Source organism: Stutzerimonas kirkiae, from assembly GCF_004327335.1.
GTDB classification, from domain to species: domain Bacteria; phylum Pseudomonadota; class Gammaproteobacteria; order Pseudomonadales; family Pseudomonadaceae; genus Stutzerimonas; species Stutzerimonas kirkiae.
Genome location: NZ_QJUO01000019.1, coordinates 21,254 through 40,459, shown reverse-complemented (window position 1 = coordinate 40,459; position 19,206 = coordinate 21,254). Strand labels below are relative to the sequence as shown.

Annotated in this window: 17 protein-coding genes and 1 pseudogene; 6 read left to right on the top strand and 12 right to left on the bottom strand. The window is 64.5% G+C overall.

The genetic code is table 11. The features are described from left to right. Positions 1–38: 38 nt before the first annotated feature. The 8 genes and pseudogenes from cysN to DNJ95_RS11775 all read right to left on the bottom strand — a co-directional run bounded on the left by cysN (position 39) and on the right by DNJ95_RS11775 (position 5,429). On the bottom strand, positions 39–1,937 hold the full coding sequence (gene cysN, locus DNJ95_RS11810) for a sulfate adenylyltransferase subunit CysN (RefSeq protein WP_131184929.1): 1,899 nt from the start codon (positions 1,935–1,937) through the stop codon (positions 39–41). Positions 1,938–1,986: 49 nt separating this feature from the next. Next, entirely contained in the window at positions 1,987–2,328 is a 342-nt protein-coding gene (locus DNJ95_RS11805) for a four helix bundle protein (protein ID WP_131184928.1), read from the bottom strand. A 49-nt stretch (positions 2,329–2,377) separates the two neighbouring features. Continuing rightward, positions 2,378–3,295 carry a sulfate adenylyltransferase subunit CysD gene (cysD, locus tag DNJ95_RS11800; protein ID WP_131184927.1) on the bottom strand — a complete coding sequence of 306 codons (918 nt, stop codon included), beginning with the start codon at positions 3,293–3,295 and terminating at the stop codon, positions 2,378–2,380. A gap of 176 nt (positions 3,296–3,471) precedes the next feature. Then, on the bottom strand, positions 3,472–3,741 hold the full coding sequence (locus DNJ95_RS11795) for a metal-sensing transcriptional repressor (protein ID WP_131184926.1): 270 nt from the start codon (positions 3,739–3,741) through the stop codon (positions 3,472–3,474). A gap of 2 nt (positions 3,742–3,743) precedes the next feature. Next, positions 3,744–4,281: pseudogene (locus DNJ95_RS11790) on the bottom strand (Tll0287-like domain-containing protein). Between the two features lie 89 nt (positions 4,282–4,370). Further along, positions 4,371–4,559, bottom strand: coding sequence for a YgaP family membrane protein (locus DNJ95_RS11785; RefSeq protein ID WP_131184925.1), 189 nt, complete (start codon positions 4,557–4,559; stop codon positions 4,371–4,373). A 14-nt stretch (positions 4,560–4,573) separates the two neighbouring features. Further along, positions 4,574–4,993 (bottom strand): DUF6691 family protein, encoded by a 420-nt coding sequence (locus tag DNJ95_RS11780; protein WP_131184924.1) that lies wholly within the window; start codon positions 4,991–4,993, stop codon positions 4,574–4,576. Position 4,994: 1 nt separating this feature from the next. Then, positions 4,995–5,429, bottom strand: a complete 435-nt coding sequence (locus DNJ95_RS11775; RefSeq protein WP_131184923.1) for a YeeE/YedE family protein — start codon at positions 5,427–5,429, stop codon at positions 4,995–4,997. Positions 5,430–5,533: 104 nt separating this feature from the next. Between DNJ95_RS11775 and cydB the strand changes: the two genes are divergently transcribed. Then, positions 5,534–6,706: a cytochrome d ubiquinol oxidase subunit II gene (cydB, locus tag DNJ95_RS11770; RefSeq protein WP_131184922.1), complete on the top strand. Its 1,173-nt coding sequence runs from the start codon at positions 5,534–5,536 to the stop codon at positions 6,704–6,706. A 14-nt stretch (positions 6,707–6,720) separates the two neighbouring features. Continuing rightward, positions 6,721–7,587: an MBL fold metallo-hydrolase gene (locus tag DNJ95_RS11765; RefSeq protein ID WP_131184921.1), complete on the top strand. Its 867-nt coding sequence runs from the start codon at positions 6,721–6,723 to the stop codon at positions 7,585–7,587. 351 nt (positions 7,588–7,938) lie between these two features. Here DNJ95_RS11765 and DNJ95_RS11760 read toward each other — a convergent pair whose 3' ends face one another. Continuing rightward, positions 7,939–8,277, bottom strand: a complete 339-nt coding sequence (locus DNJ95_RS11760; RefSeq protein WP_131184920.1) for a helix-turn-helix transcriptional regulator — start codon at positions 8,275–8,277, stop codon at positions 7,939–7,941. 155 nt (positions 8,278–8,432) lie between these two features. Between DNJ95_RS11760 and DNJ95_RS11755 the strand changes: the two genes are divergently transcribed. From DNJ95_RS11755 to DNJ95_RS11745, 3 genes are all read left to right on the top strand, one after another. Then, a complete protein-coding gene (locus DNJ95_RS11755; RefSeq protein ID WP_165491559.1) occupies positions 8,433–11,492 on the top strand; it encodes an autotransporter family protein in 3,060 nt (1,019 codons plus the stop codon). A gap of 330 nt (positions 11,493–11,822) precedes the next feature. Further along, positions 11,823–13,655, top strand: coding sequence for an ABC transporter ATP-binding protein (locus tag DNJ95_RS11750; RefSeq protein ID WP_131184918.1), 1,833 nt, complete (start codon positions 11,823–11,825; stop codon positions 13,653–13,655). Further along, on the top strand, positions 13,648–14,499 hold the full coding sequence (locus DNJ95_RS11745; protein WP_242671877.1) for an alpha/beta hydrolase: 852 nt from the start codon (positions 13,648–13,650) through the stop codon (positions 14,497–14,499). The genes DNJ95_RS11750 and DNJ95_RS11745 overlap by 8 nt, the downstream gene beginning before the upstream one ends. A 3-nt stretch (positions 14,500–14,502) precedes the next feature. On the opposite strand, the gene DNJ95_RS11740 is transcribed toward DNJ95_RS11745, so the two are convergent. Then, positions 14,503–15,261, bottom strand: a complete 759-nt coding sequence (locus DNJ95_RS11740) for a Nif3-like dinuclear metal center hexameric protein (RefSeq protein WP_131184917.1) — start codon at positions 15,259–15,261, stop codon at positions 14,503–14,505. Positions 15,262–15,378: 117 nt separating this feature from the next. On the opposite strand from DNJ95_RS11740, the gene DNJ95_RS11735 reads away from it, so the two are divergent. Continuing rightward, positions 15,379–16,509, top strand: a complete 1,131-nt coding sequence (locus DNJ95_RS11735; protein WP_131184916.1) for a S1C family serine protease — start codon at positions 15,379–15,381, stop codon at positions 16,507–16,509. Between the two features lie 135 nt (positions 16,510–16,644). Here DNJ95_RS11735 and hisC read toward each other — a convergent pair whose 3' ends face one another. Further along, a complete protein-coding gene (gene hisC / locus DNJ95_RS11730) occupies positions 16,645–17,697 on the bottom strand; it encodes a histidinol-phosphate transaminase (RefSeq protein WP_131184915.1) in 1,053 nt (350 codons plus the stop codon). Between the two features lie 88 nt (positions 17,698–17,785). Beyond that, positions 17,786–19,096: a histidinol dehydrogenase gene (hisD, locus tag DNJ95_RS11725; protein WP_131184914.1), complete on the bottom strand. Its 1,311-nt coding sequence runs from the start codon at positions 19,094–19,096 to the stop codon at positions 17,786–17,788. Between the last annotated feature and the right edge of the window lie 110 nt (positions 19,097–19,206).

Here is a 19,206-nt window from a genome sequence, read left to right as displayed (position 1 = left end):
GCGGAACTCCCGCTTGAAGCTTGTGGCTTGCCGCTGCCTCAGAGCGCCCCGCGCTCGCGCAACAGTGCAATGACCTGTTTCACCCCTTCTTCCACGCCCTGCGACTCGGTATTGATCACCAGGTCGGCGTTGCCGGGAATGTCGTAGGGGAAGGACTCACCGGGGATGTTGTCTTCACCGGCGGCGTACAGGCCTTGCGGATCGCGCTGGCGGCAGGTATCCGGCGATGCCTGCACGTAGACGGTGATCAGGCGGTCGCTGCCGATCAGTGCCTTGGCCTGCTCGCGGCCTTCGGCATCCGGGGCGACGAAGGCGGCCAGGGTCAGCAGACCGGCCTCGTTGAACTGGCGTGCCACATGGGCGGCACGGCGCCAGTTCTCGGTACGCCCGGCACGGTCCTGGGGCAGCCCCTTGTTCAGGTCGTGGCGCAAGTTCTGGCCGTCCAGCACATAGACCGCACGGCCCTGGTCGAACAGCTTGCGTTCCACGGCATAGGCCAGGGTGCTCTTGCCGGCGCCGGACAGGCCGCTGAACAGCACCGTCGCCGGCTGCTGGCCGAAACGCAGCGCCCGCTCCTGGGTGGAAACGTGCGCCAGCGCGCCATGCTTACCGCCATGGGCGACGGCATTCGGCGCGGCCACGATCATGCCGGCGCCGACGGTGCCGTTGCTCAGCCGGTCGATGACGATGAAAGCCCCGGTGGTGCGGTTCTGCGCATAGCCATCCAGTGCGATCGGCGCATCCAGGCTGACCTTGACCCGGGCGATCTCGTTGAGCTGCAGGCTGCTTGCCGGGCCGTGCTCCAGGGTATTCACATCGACCTTGTACTCGATGCTGGCGAAGGACCCCGGCACATAGCTGGTGGCGCGCTTGATATCGTACTTCTTGCCCGGCAGCATCGGCTCCTCGGCCATCCATACCAGCGAAGCCTCGAAGCCATCGCTGATGCGCGGCAGGTTGTCGGCATGCACCAGCATGTCGCCACGGGACACGTCGATCTCGTCTTCCAGGGTCAGGGTGATCGCCTCGCCCGGGGTCGCCTGCTCCAGCTCGCCCTCGTAGGTGACGATGGACTTGACCCGGCTGCCCTTGCCGGACGGCAGCACCACCACTTCGTCACCCTTGCGCACCACGCCACTGGCCAGGGTGCCGGCGAAGCCGCGGAAGTTCAGGTTGGGACGATTGACGTACTGCACCGGGAAGCGCAGGTCGTCGAAATTGCGGTCGCCGGCGATCTCCACGGTCTCGAGGATTTCCATCAGCGACTGCCCCTGGTACCAGGGCGCGCGCTCGCTGCGGTTGACCACGTTGTCGCCCTTGAGCGCCGACATCGGCACGAAGTACAGGGAAGTCGGCTGCAGTTCCAGGCGCTCGGCGAACGTCAGGTAGTCGGCCTTGATGCGCTCGAACACCGCCTGGTCGAAGCCCATCAGGTCCATCTTGTTGATGGCCACGACGATATGCTTGATGCCCAGCAGCGAGGCGATGAAGCTGTGCCGGCGGGTCTGGGTCTGCACGCCGTGGCGCGCATCGACCAGGATGATCGCCAGGTCGCAGGTTGAGGCCCCGGTGGCCATGTTGCGGGTGTACTGCTCGTGGCCGGGGGTGTCGGCGATGATGAACTTGCGCCTGGCGGTGCTGAAATAGCGATAGGCCACGTCGATGGTGATGCCCTGCTCGCGCTCGGCCTGCAGGCCATCCACCAGCAGCGCCAGGTCGACATCGTCGCCGGTGGTGCCGACTTTCTTCGAGTCGCGGGTGATGGCTTCCAGGTGATCCTCGTAGATCATCTTGGAATCGTGCAGCAGGCGCCCGATCAGGGTGCTCTTGCCGTCGTCGACGTTGCCGCAGGTAAGGAAGCGCAGCAGTTCCTTGCGCTCATGCTGGGCCAGGTAGGCGAGGATGTCCTCGCTGATCAGATCGGATTGGTGACTCATTCTTCTAGCTCCAAGCTGCAAGCTTCAAGCGGCAAGCCAAAGCATGTGGCTAACCTGAAATTCTGTTGATCAACCCGTCGAGCATTCTGGAAAGCTCGCGGGTTTCCTGTGTCCATTGAGTTGCAAGCGGTTCGGGGATATAGCCGATGTCACTGCCGATCAGCAGTTGCGTTCGCAGTTCGGCGCAGGAGCCTTTGGCGATACGCAGGTAGTGGCACTTTTCCCGCGCACTCCCGCGCTCCATGCCCTCGGCAATATTGCTCGGGATCGACAATGCGGAACGGCCCACCTGGTCACGAAAACCGTAATGACGGCAATCATGCAGCGCTCGGAAAACCGCTACCGCCAGATACCTGGCTCTTTGCCAAACTTCCAGCCTCTCGAAGTCCATTTCCCCTTGCTACAGTTCCCTTGAAGCTTGTCGCTTGCAGCTTGTGGCTTTAAAAGTACCCCTGCCTCTTTTTCTCTTCCATCGACCCGGCCCCGTCATGGTCGATGACACGGCCCTGGCGCTCGGAAGTGCGGGTCAGGAGCATTTCCTGGATGATTTCCGGCAGGGTGGTGGCGGTCGACTCAACGGCGCCGGTCAGCGGGTAGCAGCCCAGGGTACGGAAGCGCACCATCTTCTTCTGGATGCACGCCTTCTCCTCGTCGCTCAGGTGCTCGAGGATGCGCTCGTCGTCGATCATGATCAGCGTGCCGTTCTTCTCGATCACCTCGCGCTCGGCGGCGAAGTACAGCGGCACGATCGGGATCTGCTCGAGGTAGATGTACTGCCAGATGTCCAGCTCGGTCCAGTTCGACAGCGGGAAGACGCGGATCGACTCGCCCTTCTTCACCTTGCCGTTGTAGACGTTCCACAGTTCCGGGCGCTGGTTCTTCGGGTCCCAGCGGTGCCTGGAGTCGCGGAAGGAGTAGACGCGTTCCTTGGCCCGGGACTTTTCCTCATCACGCCGGGCGCCACCGAAGGCGGCATCGAAACCGTACTTGTCCAGGGCCTGCTTCAGGCCCTCGGTCTTCATGATGTCGGTGTGCTTGGCGCTGCCATGGGTGAAGGGGTTGATCCCCTGGGCGACACCTTCCGGGTTGACGTGGGTGATCAGGTCCAGGTCCATCTCGGCGACCATGCGGTCACGGAAGCGGTACATTTCCTGGAACTTCCACCGGGTATCGACATGCATCACCGGAAACGGCAGCTTGCCCGGAAAGAACGCCTTGCGCGCCAGATGCAGCATGACGGCGGAGTCCTTGCCGATCGAGTACAGCATGACCGGGTTGTCGAACTCGGCGGCCACCTCGCGGATGATATGGATGCTCTCGGCTTCCAACTGTTTCAAATGCGTCAGCTTGTCAACCATGGCTACTCACGGATCTTGAAATGGACGGCCAGGCACGGCCAGGTAAAGGCGCGAACTTTACCATGAGGGCACTCGCCGTTCGGAAGGCCACTTAGATGGAAACGATCTATGCTTATAGCTATCGAGCTTAAGATGCCCCCAATCGGGCCCTCTGTGGCCGGTGCTGGGAATGCCGTTCAGGTGTACTTGGTGAAGATCGCCCTGACACGCTGCAACGCCTGATCGGCATCCTGCCCCGCATCCGCGAAGGCTTCTTCCAGCAGGCAGGCCAGCAACTCCTGGTAAGCCTTGTCCAGCGCCTTGCGCGCTGCACTGAACTGCACGGCGATCTCTTCGCACTCATCGCCCCGGCGGATCATCGCCTGCAAGCCCCTGATCTGGCCCTCGATACGGGCCAGCCGATTGATCATGGCCTCCTGCGGGGAGAGCGTGCTTTTTCGCGTCATGCCTAGTGTTCCAACGAGCGTCTCAAGGTGAAGGCGCCCCGCAGTTCCCCTTCACCGAAACCGCGCGCCTGGTCGTCAGGGTAACGCTGATCGATAAGGGCCGCCAGTTCGGGTTCGATCGCCCGGCCATGGCAAGCCAGGCACGGCTGCGCCATCGCGATCGCCGTCATCAGCCGCTGCTCGCCACCGAGCACATCGGCCTGATGCATGCCCGCCAGCGGCAGCACGTTCACGGAAACGTTCAAGCACCGCCCGCTCCCAGGCATCCGCAGTATTCTCCGGATTGCGCACCTTCAAGGCCGTGCGCCCGACAGTCCAGCCGCCCAGGCTATGGCTCGCCGCGATCTGCGGCGCCAGCGACTGGCAGGCCTCGACAGCCCTGGCCATGCCACCTTCGACCATCGCCGCCTTCACTGTCGCCAGCAACTGCCGCTGGAAGGGAGGAACAAGGGCCGCCGCTTCGGCAACCCAGGGCTCGGGTTCGGCGGCGACAGCCGAGAGACTGGCCAGGGTGGCCAGTGAAGCGATGAACCAGCGCATGCACACTCCGGCGTGACAAGCGCCCTATCCGCGACGGACAGGGCATGTAAATCCGACCCGGCGCCCAGTTCGCACCGGCCCCCGCGCCCTCAGCAGCGCTTGCAGGTCTGGATGCCCAGCAGCGTATAGAGCGGGCAGAACCTGAAGACGCCGGTGAGCAACGGCACCAGCCCGATCCAGCCCCACCCGCCAATCGCTCCCGACAAACTTGCGACGATCAACACCACACCCAGCAGGATGCGCAGCACACGGTCAATAGTTCCGATATTCGCTTTCATGACGATCTCCTCGATTAACTTCCGCGCCGGTTATCCAGCACGTTGAACAGGCCCATGCCCGCCAGCATGGCGAGCACGAACACAATGACTTGCCAGTGCCCGGTCGACAGCAGCACCAGCGCCGGGCCAGGACAGATACCCGCGATGCCCCAGCCGACGCCGAACAGCAGGCTGCCACCGACCAGGCGGCGATCCGGTGCGCGACGAGTGGGCAAGCGCATGGGCGAGCCCAGCAGCGACACGCCGCGCCGCCTCGCCCAGTGCATCGGCCAGGCACTGGCGCTAATGGCCGCGACCATCACCAGTGCCAGCGAAGGATCCCAGGCGCCCGCCAGGTCGAGAAAGGCCAGTACCTTGACCGGATCGGCCATGCCGGCCAGCAACAGGCCGAGACCGAACAGAAGACCGGAGAGAAAAGCCGCTACACGCTTCATATCAGCCTCCCCAGAGATGGCGGATGACGAACACACTCAGGAAACCGCTGGCCATGAAGCACAGCGTCGCCAGCAACGAACGTGGCGACAGACGCGCCAGCCCACAGACGCCATGGCCACTGGTGCAACCCGAGCCGTAGCGCGAGCCCAGACCGACCAGCAACCCGGCCAGCACCAACCCCGGCACATCCGTTTGGAACGACGGCTGTGGCCAGTGCCCGAACAGCCCCCAGAGCAACGGCGCACAGAGCAATCCCGACAGGAACAAACCACCTTCCCCCCGCCCCTCGTCGCCCGGCCGCAACAAGCCGCCGAGCAAACCGCTGATGCCCGCGATCCGCCCGTTGACCATGATGAACAGCCCGGCGCCCAGCCCCAGCAACACACCACCCGCCAGAGCGGGCCAGGGCGTGAAAGCGGCCCAGTCGATCGTCATCGATCACCTCCTGTTTGACTTGCTCGAATCCGCCTTGCCGCTGACGCGTCAATTCGTCGCTTTATCATCGACACGCCATAAAAATACCATAGGGGGTATTATATATGCTCGACTATGAAAGCCTCAAACTCATCTGGTGGGTGCTGATCGGCGTCCTGTTGATCGGCTTCGCCCTGACCGACGGCTTCGACATGGGCGCCATGGCGCTGATGTCGTTCGTCGCCAGGAGCGACGATGAGCGCCGCGTTGCCATCAACACCATCGCGCCCCACTGGGACGGTAACCAGGTCTGGTTCATCACCGCTGGCGGTGCGCTGTTCGCAGCCTGGCCGATGGTCTATGCCATCGCCTTTTCCGGGCTCTACTGGGCCATGCTGCTGGTGCTGTTCGCCCTGTTCTGCCGACCGGTCGGCTTCGATTACCGCAGCAAGGTCGCCGACCCTCGCTGGCGCAACGCCTGGGACTGGGCCTTGTTCGCTGGCGGCGCAGTGCCTGCGCTGCTGTTCGGCGTGGCCTTCGGCAATCTGTTCCTCGGCCTGCCGTTCCAACTGGACGGTATGATGCGTTCGACCTACCACGGCACCTTCTTCACACTGCTGCATCCCTTCGCGCTGCTCTGCGGACTGGCCAGCCTGAGCATGCTCTGCGCCCATGGCGGCGCCTGGCTGATGATGCGTACCGAGGCCGCGCTGCACGAGCGCGCCAGCCGCGCCACGCACCTGTGCGCCCTGGTCTATCTGCTGGCCTTCAGCACGGCGGGGCTCTGGCTGGTCATGGGCATCGACGGCTTTTCCGTGGTGCTGAGCGCCGACGCCGGCACGGCGCTCAATCCCCTGCGGGACAAGCAGGTCAGTCCGGGCAACGGCGGCTGGCTGGATAACTACACGCAGTACCCGATCATGCTCGCTGCGCCCATCGCAGGCTTCCTCGGCGCCTTTATGACACACATCGCCAGTCGCACACGCCATGGCGCGACGAGTTTCATCGGTACCGCCCTGATGATCACCGGCAGCATCTGCACGGCAGGCTTCGCCCTGTTCCCCTTCGTCTTCCCGTCGAGTGTCGACCCGGCCTCCAGCCTGACGCTGTGGGATGCGGTCTCCAGCTACAAGACCCTGGGCATCATGTTCATCGTCGCCTGCATCTTCGTGCCGCTGATCCTCGCCTACACCCTGTGGAGCTACATCAAGATGTGGGGCCGCATCCGGGTCGAACACCTGCGTACACTCGACCCCGACAGCACGCGCAACGCACTCGAACGACCACCGCAGGCATGACAGGAGCGCCAGCCATGAAACCGGACGTGCAAGCCTTCTTCGACGAAGCCACCTTCACCTACAGCTATGTGGTCAGCGATCCGGACAGCGACGCCTGCGCGATCATCGACTCGGTGCTGGACTACGACCCGGCGGCGGGACGCACCTCGCTGGACAGTGCGGAGCGGCTGATCGCCCATGTGCGCGAGCAGGGCCTGGAGGTGCAGTGGATTCTCGAAACCCATGTGCACGCCGACCACCTCAGCGCCGCGCCCTACCTGCGCCGGCAACTGGGTGGCCGCACCGGCATCGGCGTCCATATCACCCAGGTCCAGCGGACCTTCGGCACCTTGTTCAATGCCGGGCCGGACTTCGCCACCGATGGCCGCCAGTTCGACCAGTTGTTCCATGATCGGGAGCATTTCACCATCGGCAACCTGCAGGCCCAGGCACTGCACACACCCGGGCATACGCCAGCCTGCATGACCTACCTGATCGGCGATGCCGCCTTCGTCGGCGACACCCTGTTCATGCCCGACTACGGCACGGCGCGCTGCGACTTTCCCGGTGGCGATGCGCAAACACTCTATCGCTCGATCCACGAACGCCTGTTCAGCCTGCCGGACACGACCCGCGTCTTCCTCTGCCACGACTACAAGGCGCCAGGCCGCGAGCACTACCAGTGCCAGACCAGCATCGGCGAACAACGCCGACATAACGTGCATATCCACGAAGGCATCGAGGCATCACGCTTCGTCGAAATGCGCCGCGAGCGCGATGCTTCGCTGGGCATGCCGACGCTGATCCTGCCCTCGGTCCAGGTGAATATGCGTGCAGGCGAATTGCCACCAGCGGAAAGCAACGGCGTGCGTTACCTGAAGATACCGTTGGATAGCCTTTGAGCTGGAAGCCGCGGCCTTGTGCCCGGATTGGCAAGCATGTGTGCGTTCAGCTCAGCCCGCTGGCGGTGTCCATACGTCCGCACGGTCGCGAACCCAGATGGAACGGGCTTATGGCTACCCGCTTCGCCGCCGGGAGTGGCTGTGCAGATGCCTGGTGGCGGGACGGGGCCTTCGCCGCCAGGGATGGCGGCGAAGAGCTACAGGAAGGTATTCACGCGTGCCCCGTACCGCCACCTGGCATTCGCACAGGGACGGTGACCCCCGGGGATCGCGCTGTACGCGCTATAGGCCACGCCCACGATTGCGCACTTCATGCAATTGCCCAGGGCCGGACAGAAAAGCACAGCGGCTTCAGTCGTCCGCTCGCATGGCTTCGAGAAAGGCGTCCTGACGCCGCCCGCTGAGGCTGCGGAAACGCTGGAGCAGCAACTGTTCCCGGGTATTTTGCGCGCGCCCGATAGCGCCCCTGGCACTGGCGTCATCGACCGCCCCCGCCTCGCCCACCAGCGCATCCAGCGACATATCCAGCACCTCGCGCAGGCGCAGCAGGACAGTGAAACTGGGGAATTCACGGGCATTTTCCCAAGCGGAAACCGAAGCCTTCGTCACCCCCACTTCAAAACCCAATTGTTCCTGAGTCAACCCCGCTGACAGGCGTGCGCTGCGCAAGGATTTGGAAAAGGCATTCATATTCCGCTCTCTTGCAGATGCAGAGCAGTGTAAGAAGCCCTTCCAGACCTGTCGTACGGTTAAACAAGACAAGAAAAGTATGGACAAAGTTGACCTGCATTACTGGCCAAGTAACACTATGCCGCTCAAGACACCCACAAAGGACTGGAAAACCAATGCCAAGAGCCCCCCTGAGTCAATCCCTGCTTGCCCTGGCCATCGCCTCGATCGGCCTGCAGGCACAAGCCCTCGAACGCTCGGTCGACGATGGACCGATCGCCTACGAAGGCCAGACCATCAGCGAATCTCTGACCATCACCGGTACCCTGGAGACCGACGAAGATGCCGTCGAACTGGCGGACGGCACGCACCTGCAGGGCGACCTGAAGCTGAATGCGCAGATCGCCGTGACGGGTGCGACAAGCCTGGAAAACGGGAACGCCTTCAACTACGCGACCGCGGTGGACCTCAGCGGCGATGGCTGGGGCCAAGCGGTGCAGATAGACGGCAGCGTCACCAACCAGGGCAGCCTGTCGGCCAGCGGCCTGCAGGCCCAGGGCCTTACCATCGAATACGCCGATATCGAAGGCGGCCTGGTCAACGACGGCACGATCACTATCAGCGATGGCGTGAAACACTCGTCCGCCACCGGCACCCCCGCCGCGATATCCATCCAGAACGCCAATATCGACGGGCAGGTGCGCAATAACGGAGAAATCTCGGTTTCCGGCGTTAGCGGCAGCACTCTCGACGACCCGCTCCTGTCCGGCGCTGTCGCCGGTATCCAGATCCTCGACAGCGACCTGGCCGAGGCCGCCATCATCAATGGCAGTGACGGCGTCATCAGCGTCACTGGCAGCGACAATGACAGCATCGGCATCGACATCTACAACAGCAGCATTCTCTCCCTGAGCAATGCCGGCCGGATCGACGTCGCCAGTACCACCGAAGAGAGCAACGACTGGGAGGAATCCACGGGCATCTTTCTCGAAAACGCCCAGCTATCCGGCGATCTCACCAATAGCGCATCCGGCGTGATCACCGCCACGGGCAATGGCGCCAGCGAGGCCACCGGCATCGAAGTGGAAGACAGCAGCCTGGCCTCCCTGGTCAACCACGGCAGCATCCTCGTCAGCTCCAGTAACGACGAAGCCGTCGGTATACAGCTCGACGACAGCGTACTGAGCGGCGACCTGAACAACAGCGGCAATATCACCGCCAATGGCGGTGGCGAAACCATCGCTATCGAGCTCTATCAAAGCGCTGTCGAGGGCAGGCTGTTCAACAGTGGCGAAATCAGCGCGACCAGCACTGCCGAGGAAAGCATCGCCCTGTATTTCGACCATGCGGAACTGGACGGCGCCCTGGTCAACCAAGGCAGCCTGGTCGCCAGCGGCAACCAGGCGACAGCGATCAAACTGGATTCCGCCGAGATCGAAGGCGGCATCCACAACAGCGGCACCATCAAGGGCGACGCCACCGGTATCCATGTGCTCGGCCAATACGGCCATGGCAAGTATGGACTCGACGCATCGACACAGTGGCTGCAAATCACCCAGAGCGCGGGCCTGATCGAGGGCGGGCAATACGCCATACTCGTCGAGGATGACAACCTGGCAAGCCTGGAACTGAGCGGCGGTACCATCCGCGGCGATATCGCCGGAATCTTCGCCCTGAATGTCAGCGGCCAGGCGACTTTCGATGGCGATCGCATCGGAACCCGACTCAATGGAAACGCCGGGCAGGGTTGGCTCGATCTCTACAGCAGCGACGACAGCCCCAGCGGTAGCGCCGGCCACCTGATCCTGGCGCGCCCGCACGTCACCCTCGACGGCGAACTGGAGATGAACAGCGGTTCGACCCTGGAACTCAACCTGAGCAATGCCACCGAGCAGGATCGGGCCATTCTCACCGTCAACGGGCTCGCCTATTTCGCCGAAGGCAGCAACCTGCTGCTGACGCCACAGGGCCAGGACTTCCGCGCCGAAGGCAGCCAGTACATCCTGGTCGCTGCCGACAGCATCGAGGACAACGGCCTGAACGTCGCCAGCAGTTCCAGCCTGCTCGATGTCGACCTGTTCAAGGTGGAAGGCAACCAAGTACTCGCCAGCGTCACCAGCAAGAGTGCCGTGGACGCCGGACAGATCGTCGCCTCGGGCGGCGCCGGCAACAACGCCCTGGCCGCCTTCGCGCCCTTCTACAGCGCCCTGGTGCAGGGCGGCAAGCTGGCCGACAGCGATCCCCTGCTGCAGGCCCTGAGCAATGCCAGCAGCGACCCGGTCGCCCTGGGCAAACTGGCCGAACAGCTCGCGCCGCAGACCGATGGTGCCGCCAGCCAGGCCGCCGGCACCGCCCAGGGGCTGGTCAGCGGCGCGACCAGCGCGCGCACCGGCAGCCTGCGCGGGCAATCCTCCGGCTCGCCGTTCAGCCAGGCCGGCGTCTGGGTCCAGGGCCTGAGCAGCAATGCCGACCAGGGCCGCCGCGACGGCATCGCCGGCTACGACGCGGACAGCCAGGGTATCGCCATCGGTCTCGACGGCAAGCTCAACGATAACCTCACCCTGGGTATTGCCTACAGCAACCTGCGCACCGACGTGAAGAGCGATGGCGGCAACAAGACCGAAGTGGACAGCCAGGCGCTGACGCTCTACTCCGGCCTGGAGCGTGGCAACCTGTTCGTCGATGCCAGCCTGACCTACGGCATCAACGACAACAGCGGCAAGCGCCATATCGCCGGTACCCTCGCCAAGGGCGACTATGACAGCAGGCTGCTCGGCCTGAACCTGACGGCGGGTTACAGCCTGCACTTCGCTAATCTGACCCTGGAGCCACGCGTTGCCGGGCGCTACAGCCGGGTGGATATCGACGCCTTCAGCGAGAAAGGCTCATCCGCCGCCCTGCGCCAGCAAAGCCAGCGCTACGAAGTGATAGAAGCAGGTGCCGGCGTGCGCCTGGCGGGGCTGTTCCAGGCCGGCCAGGGCAGCCTGGAACCGGAACTGCGGCTGATGGCCTACCACGACTTCGCCGCCGACCAGTCGCGCAGCACCTCCAGCTATGTGCTGGGCGGTACGCCGTTCGTCACCAGTGGCGCCAAGCCGGCTCGCGACAGCTACGAAGCAGGCCTGGGCCTGACCTACCGCCTCGGCGCGGTCAGCCTCGGCGCCGGCTACGACTACATCGGCAAATCGGGCTTCGATGCCGACGTGTTCCAGGCCAGGCTGCGCTACGACTTCTGATCGGTAGAAGCAGCCATAAGCTGGAGGCTGGAGGCTGGAGGCCATCATGGTATTCCTCCTCCAGTTTCAAGCTTCAAGCTTCAAGCTTCAAGCAAGGCTCTGTTATCCTCCTGGCCCGGGCAACGCAACAGGATCGCCCCGCTCGCCCAGGGCGATCGCGCTATGCCGTTATTCACCGGCAAGGTGCTTCGATAAAAGCGCTGGAGGCTGGAAAGCTGGACGAAAAACACCGGTTGCCACGCGCTTTCGTCCAGCCTCGAGCCTTCCAGCGCTGTTTTCGACTGTTTGCCATGCATCGCGCGCTCGCCCATCCGCCAGAGTCAGCCCCCCATGCTGTTCCAACGCTTCGAAAAGCTTATCGACGTTTTCAAACCCGTAGCGGATATAGCCCCGCCCAAGGGCATGCTGCGCTTCTATGCCCACTACCTGAAGCAGGTCTGGCCGCTGATGATCGTGGTGCTGCTGGTGGGTTTCGTCGCGGCGGTGATCGAAGTCGCGCTGTTCAGCTTCCTCGGCCGCCTGATCGACCTGACACAGACGACGCCGAGCGGCGAATTCTTCGCCCGCCACGGCGGCGACCTGCTCTGGATGGCGCTGGTGGCGCTGATCATCCGCCCGCTGGTGTCCGGCCTGCACGACCTGCTCACCCACCAGGCCATCAACCCCGGCCTGACCAACATGATCCGCTGGCAGAACCACCGCTACCTGCTCAGGCAGAGCCTGAGCTTCTTCCACAACGACTTCGCCGGGCGCCTCGCCCAGCGCGTGATGCAGACCGGCCCCGCCCTGCGCGACTCGACCATGCAGGTGGTCGATGCCTTGTGGCACGTGCTGGTCTATGCCGGCAGCGCGCTGTACCTGTTCGCCGAGGCCGACCCGCGCCTGATGATACCGCTGAGCCTGTGGATCCTCGGCTATGCCAGCGCCCTGTGGTACTTCGTGCCACGCATCAAGCAACGCGCCGCCGCGGCCTCCGCCTCGCGCTCCAGGGTCATGGGGCGGATCGTCGATGGCTACAGCAATATCGCCACGCTCAAGCTGTTCGCCCACGCGCGGGAAGAAGAAAACTATGCCCGCGAAGCCATGGGCGAACTGCTCGCCAAGGTGCGCCTGCAGTCGCGCACCATCACCAGCCTGGACGTGCTCATCACCAGCCTCAACGGCCTGCTGATCGTCGCTACCGGCGCCCTGGCGCTGTGGCTGTGGAACGGCGACGCCATCAGCACCGGCGCCATCGCCCTGGCCCTGGGCCTGGCGATCCGCATCAACAACATGGCGGAATGGGTCATGTGGGTGGTCAACGGCATTTTCGAGAACGTCGGCACGGTACAGGACGGCATGCACACCCTGGCCCAGCCACGCCTGGTGCTCGACCACCAGGGCGCCACGCCCATGCGCGTCCCTCGGGGGCATATACGCTTCGAAGGCATTCACTTCCACTACGGCAAGCAAAGCGGCGTGATCGCGGGCCTCGACCTGGACGTTCGCCCGGGCGAGAAGATCGGCCTGATCGGCCCCTCCGGCGCGGGCAAGTCGACGCTGATCAACCTGCTGCTGCGCCTCTACGAGTTGCAGGAGGGCCGCATCCTGATCGACGACCAGGACATCACCACGCTGACCCAGGAAAGCCTGCGCGCCAATATCGGCGTGGTGACCCAGGACACCTCGCTGCTGCACCGCTCCATCCGTGAAAACCTGCTCTACGGCAAGCCCGGCGCCAGCGACGAGCAGTTGCAGGACGCCCTGCGCAAGGCACATGCCGAGGGCTTCATCCAGAACCTCGACGATGGCCAGGGCGGCCATGGCCTCGCGGCCCTGGTCGGTGAGCGCGGCGTCAAGCTGTCCGGGGGCCAGCGCCAGCGCATCGCCATCGCCCGCGTACTGCTCAAGGACGCGCCCATCCTGGTACTCGACGAAGCCACCTCGGCCCTCGACTCGGAGGTCGAGGCCGCCATCCAGGAAAGCCTCGACACACTGATGCAGGGCAAGACGGTGATCGCCATCGCCCACCGCCTGTCGACCATCGCGCGCATGGACCGCCTGGTGGTGATCGACCAAGGGCAGCTGATCGAAACCGGCAGCCATGCCGAACTGCTCGAACGCGGCGGGCTCTACGCCCGCCTGTGGCAGCGCCAGACCGGAGGCTTCGTCGGCCTTGAATGACCGCCGCCGGCGGGTCGCCGCCCCGCTGCTGGCGGCGATGCTGCTCGCCGCCTGCGCCGGCGCGCCCTTGCCGAGACTAGAGCAACAGCTACCGCCCGGACGCAGCCTGCTGCACCTGGACACCCAGCCCTTCCCCCTGCTGGCGGGCGTCAGCCAGACGGCTCGCCCCAGCCCGTTACTGCGCATCTATATCGAAGGCGATGGCCGTGCCTGGATCACCTCCACCCAACCCAGCCTCGACCCGACCCCACGCGATCCCTGGTTCGCCCTGCTAGCGCTGGAGGACCCACGACCCTCGGCCTGGCTCGCCCGCCCCTGCCAGTACATCCGCAACCAGCATTGCCAGGTCCGCGACTGGACCGATGCACGTTTTTCCGAAGAGGCCGTCGCAGCCCTGGACCAGGCCATCGACCAGCTCAAACAGCGCCATGCCAGTGAGCACCTGGAACTGATCGGCTACTCCGGCGGCGCGGCCATGGCCCTGCTGCTGGCGGCGCGGCGCGACGATGTGCTGGCCGTGCAGAGCCTGGCCGGCAACCTCAGCCCCGGGCTTTGGGTGCAGCAGCAGAAACTCAGCCCGCTGCACGGCTCCCTCGACCCGCTGGAACAACGCGACAGGCTCAGGCTTATCCCGCAACGGCACTTCGCCGGCAACCGGGACACGGCCGTGCCTGCCAGCCTGGCCCATGAGTGGCGGCGCCTGCTCGGCGCCCCGGCCTGTGTGGAGATCATCGAATTGCCGGCACTCGGACACGACAGCGGCTGGCAAGGCGTCTGGCGGCAGTGGCGCACTCGCCCGCTGGCATGCCGGCCACAGGCTGCCGGGGCAGCGCCCGCCCCCTGAAACTCAGACCGGATTCGGACAATCGATGAACAGGTGCTCGATGCCGAAATGCCCCGCCAGGTACTCGCCCAGCGCCTGCACCCCATAACGCTCGGTGGCATGGTGGCCAGCGGCGATAAAGCTGATGCCGTTCTCCCTGGCACTATGGAAGGTCTGCTCGGAAGCCTCCCCGGTCAGGTACAGGTCGACACCCGCGGCGATCGCCTTGTCGATATAGCCCTGCCCGCCACCGGTGCACCAGCCGACCCGCTCGACCACGCCATCGCCTTCGACCAGCAGCGGCTCCCGCCCCAGCACCTCGGCGACATGCCGGGCGAACTCGACGGCGGCGCAGGGCCGCTCCAGACGCCCCAGCAAGCCCACCGTACGCGGATTGCCCGGTTCCAACGGCCCCTCGACACGGATACCGAGCCGGCGCGCCAGTTGCACGTTGTTACCGACTTCGGGATGCACATCCAACGGCAGGTGATAGGCCAGCAGGCTGATGTCGTTGCCCAGCAGCGTCTGCAAGCGGCGGCGCTTCATGCCGGTGATGCAGGCATCCTCGCCCTTCCAGAAATAACCATGGTGCACCAGCACCAGATCGGCCCCGGCTTCCAGCGCGACATCCAGCAGCGCCTGGCTGGCGGTCACGCCACTGACGATACGCCGCACGGCACCACGCCCCTCCACCTGCAGGCCATTGGGGCAGTAATCGGCGATCCGCTCGGCATCGAGGTAACGGCTGGCCTCGTCGACCAGGGCAGGAAGGGATACGGACATGCAAAATCCTCTACAAGTACACGGCTACATTCGCCTGGCGGCCTCGTATAATGCCGCCGGACCAGTTAACAGGTTCCAAGGGATTCTACCCTGCCACTTTTGCGGATACCGATTCAGATGTCCAACACCTTGCGCTTCTTCGGCTGGCCCTGTGTGGTCGGCGTGCTACTGGCATTGCTGATCATTCAGCGCTATCCCCACTGGGTGGGCCTCAGTGACAGCAGCCTGCTGGGCACATCGGCGCAGTCCGCCCCGCACTCCTACGCCAACGCGGTCAACGGAGCGGCCCCCGCCGTGGCCAACCTCTACACCACCAAGGCCGTCGACAAGCCCAGGAACCCCAGCCTGGAAGAGCAGTTGCTGCAGCGCTTCTACGGCGACAACCCGCCCCACCAGCAACGCATACAGTCCAGCCTCGGCTCCGCGGTGATCATGACCCCGTCGGGCTACCTGCTGACCAACAACCACGTCACCGCCAACGCCGAGCAGATCGTCGTCGCCCTCAAGGATGGCCGCGAGACCTTCGCCCGCGTGATCGGCAGCGACCCCGAGACCGACCTGGCAGTCCTCAAGATCGACCTGGAGAACCTGCCGGCCATCAGCCTCGGGCAGTCGGACAATATCCATATCGGCGACGTCACCCTGGCCATCGGCAACCCGTTCGGCGTGGGCCAGACCGTCACCATGGGCATCATCAGCGCCACCGGCCGCAACCAGTTGGGCCTGAACACCTACGAAGATTTCATCCAGACCGATGCGGCGATCAACCGGGGCAACTCGGGCGGCGCGCTGGTCGACGCCAATGGCAACCTGATCGGTATCAACACAGCGATCATTTCCGAATCGGGCGGCTCCCAGGGCATCGGCTTCGCCATTCCGATCAAACTGGCGCTGGAGGTGATGAAGTCGATCATCGCCCACGGCGAGGTGATCCGGGGCTGGCTCGGCGTGGAAGTGAGTTCGATGCCGGCGGAGATGGCCGAGGCGTACAAGCGCGCAGGCTACCATGGCATCCTGGTCCACAGCGTCTACCTCGACGGCCCGGCGGACCAGACCGGGCTGCGCAGCGGCGACCTGATCCTGAGCATCGACGGCGAGCCGGCGGCGGACGGGCGCAGCTCGATGAACCAGGTGGCCCGCACTCGCCCAGGTAAGCGCATCGACATCCGCATCCTGCGCAATGGCCAGCCGCTGACACTGCAAGCGGCGGTCGGCCAGCGCCCCACGCAGGTGGAGGTAAACCCCTGAGAGGCAGGAGCGGGATGGGTTGAGCGCAGCGATAGCCATCATCGAGCCAGCGATGGCTATCGTCGTCATGCGCCTCGCCCCATCCATGCATGGACTCGCCAGCGAGTCCATCGCGTTACGGTAGTGTAGCGGCGGTCAGAGCGTGTGCAGCGCTTCCAGCAATGCCTGGTTCTGCTCGGGCGTGCCCACGGTGATGCGCAGGAACTGCTCGATACGCGCCTGGCGGAAGTGCCGCACGATGATGCCCTGCTCGCGCAGCGTTGCCGCCAGCGTCGCCGCATCCTGGCCGGGATGGCGGGCGAAGACGAAGTTGGCGGTCGACGGCAGCACCTCGAAACCCAACCGCTCCAGCCCAGCCACCAGGACCTGGCGGTTGCCGATCACCGCCTGGCGGGTCCGCTCGAAATGCTCGCGGTCCTCGAAGGAAGCCGCCGCCCCGGCAATCGCCAGGCGATCCAGCGGGTAGGAGTTGAAGCTGTTCTTGATCCGCTCCAGCGCCTCGATCAGCTCGGGATGCCCGACCGCGATACCGACCCGCAGCCCGGCCAGGGAACGGGACTTGGACAGGGTCTGGGTAACCAGCAGGTTCGGGTAGCGGTCCACCAGGCCGATGGCCGTTTGCCCACCGAAGTCGATATAGGCCTCATCCACCAGCAGCACCGAATCCGGACTGCTCTGCAACAGACGCTCGATGGCCTGCAACGGCAACAACCGCCCTGTGGGCGCGTTGGGGTTGGGGAAGATAATGCCGCCGTTCGGCCGCGCATAATCGGCCACGTCGATCTGGAACCCTTCGTCCAGCGCGACGGTTTCGAACTTCACCCCGTAGAGATTGCAGTAGACCGGATAGAAGCTGTAGGTGATGTCCGGGAACAGCAGCGGCAACTCCTGCTGGAACAGCCCGTGGAAGGCATGCGCCAGCACTTCGTCCGAACCATTGCCGACGAAGACCTGATTCGGCGTCACCCCGTAATAGGCGGCGACGGCATTTTTCAGGCGTTCGCCGTTGGGGTCAGGGTACAGCCGCAGGCTGTCGTTCAGCTCCGCCCGCATCGCCTCGAGCGCGCGCGGCGACGGGCCATAGGGGTTTTCATTGGTGTTGAGCTTGACCAGCCGCTGCAGCTTGGGCTGCTCGCCCGGCACATAAGGCACCAGGTCTTTGACGAAGGGGCTCCAGAATCTGCTCATCCGCCCTTCTCTCCTCTAAAAAATCGCTGGAGGCCAGAGGCTGGACGAAGTGTTTTTTCGTCCAGCCTCCAGCGCTTTTGTCGGCTTCTCAGCCCTTGATCCGATATTCGGCACTGCGCGCGTGGGCCGTCAGCGACTCGCCGCGTGCCAGCACGGAAGCCGTGCGCCCCAATACCGAGGCGCCTTCGGCCGAGCAGTGGATGATCGAAGAGCGTTTCTGGAAGTCGTACACCCCCAGCGGCGAGGAAAAGCGCGCGGTGCCGGAGGTCGGCAGCACGTGGTTGGGACCCGCGCAGTAGTCGCCCAGGGCCTCGGCGGTATAGCGGCCCATGAAGATCGCACCGGCATGGCGAACATAGGGCAGCCACTGTTGCGGATCGGCCACCGACAACTCCAGGTGCTCCGGCGCGATGCGGTTGGCGACGTCCATCGCCTGCTGCATATCGCTGACCTGGATCAGCGCTCCACGGCCAGCCAGGGAAGTACGGGCGATCGCCTCGCGCTCCAGGGTCGGCAGCAGACGCTCGATGCTCGCGGCCACGCGGTCGAGGAATTCGGCGTCCGGGCTGACCAGGATCGACTGCGCGTCCTCGTCGTGCTCGGCCTGGGAGAACAGGTCCATGGCGATCCAGTCCGGGTCGGTCTGGCCATCGCAGACCACCAGGATCTCCGAAGGCCCGGCGATCATGTCGATGCCCACCTTGCCGAACACGTGGCGCTTGGCGGTGGCGACATAGATATTGCCCGGCCCGACGATCTTGTCCACCGGCGGCACGCTCTCGGTGCCATAGGCCAGCGCCGCCACCGCCTGGGCGCCGCCGATGGTGAAGACCCGGTCGACCCCGGCGATGGCCGCCGCGGCCAGTACGATCTCGTTGATTTCGCCACGTGGGGTCGGCACCACCATGACCACTTCCAGCACCCCGGCGACCTTGGCCGGAATCGCGTTCATCAGTACCGAGGACGGATAGGACGCCTTGCCGCCCGGCACATAGAGCCCGGCACGGTCCAACGGCGTGACCTTCTGGCCGAGCACCGTGCCGTCGGCCTCGGTATAGCTCCAGGAATCCTGGCGTTGCTTCTCATGATAACTGCGCACACGTTCGGCGGCGATCTCCAGCGCTTCGCGCTGGGCCGGGGTGATACGTTGCAGCGCCAGTTCCAGGCGCTCGCGCGGCAGGATAAGGTCGGCCATCGAGGCCACATCGAGGGCATCGAAACGCCGCGTCAGGTCCACCAGGGCGGCGTCACCACGGCTGCGCACATCCGCGATGATCTCCAGCACGCGCTGGTTGACGCCATCGTCGGAGACGCTTTCCCAGCTCAACAGATGATCCAGATGGCGGTTGAAATCCGCATCGGTGGCGTTGAGTCGGCGAATAGCGATAGGAGCAGTCATAGCGGGCCTCTTGATTGGCAAATGCTCGGGTGCCAGTAGATTACCAAGCCCACCGTGCGGGCACCCGAGAATTTAGGCTATGACACGGATAGGGCCGAAAAATGCTCCTG

Excerpts from the sequence above, each read along its gene's own strand:
- cysN (WP_131184929.1), bottom strand. The coding sequence starts at position 1,937 with ATGAGTCACCAATCCGATCTGATCAGCGAGGACATCCTCGCCTACCTG.
- DNJ95_RS11805 (WP_131184928.1), bottom strand. The coding sequence starts at position 2,328 with ATGGACTTCGAGAGGCTGGAAGTTTGGCAAAGAGCCAGGTATCTGGCG.
- cysD (WP_131184927.1), bottom strand. The coding sequence starts at position 3,295 with ATGGTTGACAAGCTGACGCATTTGAAACAGTTGGAAGCCGAGAGCATC.
- DNJ95_RS11795 (WP_131184926.1), bottom strand. The coding sequence starts at position 3,741 with ATGACGCGAAAAAGCACGCTCTCCCCGCAGGAGGCCATGATCAATCGG.
- DNJ95_RS11785 (WP_131184925.1), bottom strand. The coding sequence starts at position 4,559 with ATGAAAGCGAATATCGGAACTATTGACCGTGTGCTGCGCATCCTGCTG.
- DNJ95_RS11780 (WP_131184924.1), bottom strand. The coding sequence starts at position 4,993 with ATGAAGCGTGTAGCGGCTTTTCTCTCCGGTCTTCTGTTCGGTCTCGGC.
- DNJ95_RS11775 (WP_131184923.1), bottom strand. The coding sequence starts at position 5,429 with ATGACGATCGACTGGGCCGCTTTCACGCCCTGGCCCGCTCTGGCGGGT.
- cydB (WP_131184922.1), top strand. The coding sequence starts at position 5,534 with ATGCTCGACTATGAAAGCCTCAAACTCATCTGGTGGGTGCTGATCGGC.
- DNJ95_RS11765 (WP_131184921.1), top strand. The coding sequence starts at position 6,721 with ATGAAACCGGACGTGCAAGCCTTCTTCGACGAAGCCACCTTCACCTAC.
- DNJ95_RS11760 (WP_131184920.1), bottom strand. The coding sequence starts at position 8,277 with ATGAATGCCTTTTCCAAATCCTTGCGCAGCGCACGCCTGTCAGCGGGG.
- DNJ95_RS11755 (WP_165491559.1), top strand. The coding sequence starts at position 8,433 with ATGCCAAGAGCCCCCCTGAGTCAATCCCTGCTTGCCCTGGCCATCGCC.
- DNJ95_RS11750 (WP_131184918.1), top strand. The coding sequence starts at position 11,823 with ATGCTGTTCCAACGCTTCGAAAAGCTTATCGACGTTTTCAAACCCGTA.
- DNJ95_RS11740 (WP_131184917.1), bottom strand. The coding sequence starts at position 15,261 with ATGTCCGTATCCCTTCCTGCCCTGGTCGACGAGGCCAGCCGTTACCTC.
- DNJ95_RS11735 (WP_131184916.1), top strand. The coding sequence starts at position 15,379 with ATGTCCAACACCTTGCGCTTCTTCGGCTGGCCCTGTGTGGTCGGCGTG.
- hisC (WP_131184915.1), bottom strand. The coding sequence starts at position 17,697 with ATGAGCAGATTCTGGAGCCCCTTCGTCAAAGACCTGGTGCCTTATGTG.
- hisD (WP_131184914.1), bottom strand. The coding sequence starts at position 19,096 with ATGACTGCTCCTATCGCTATTCGCCGACTCAACGCCACCGATGCGGAT.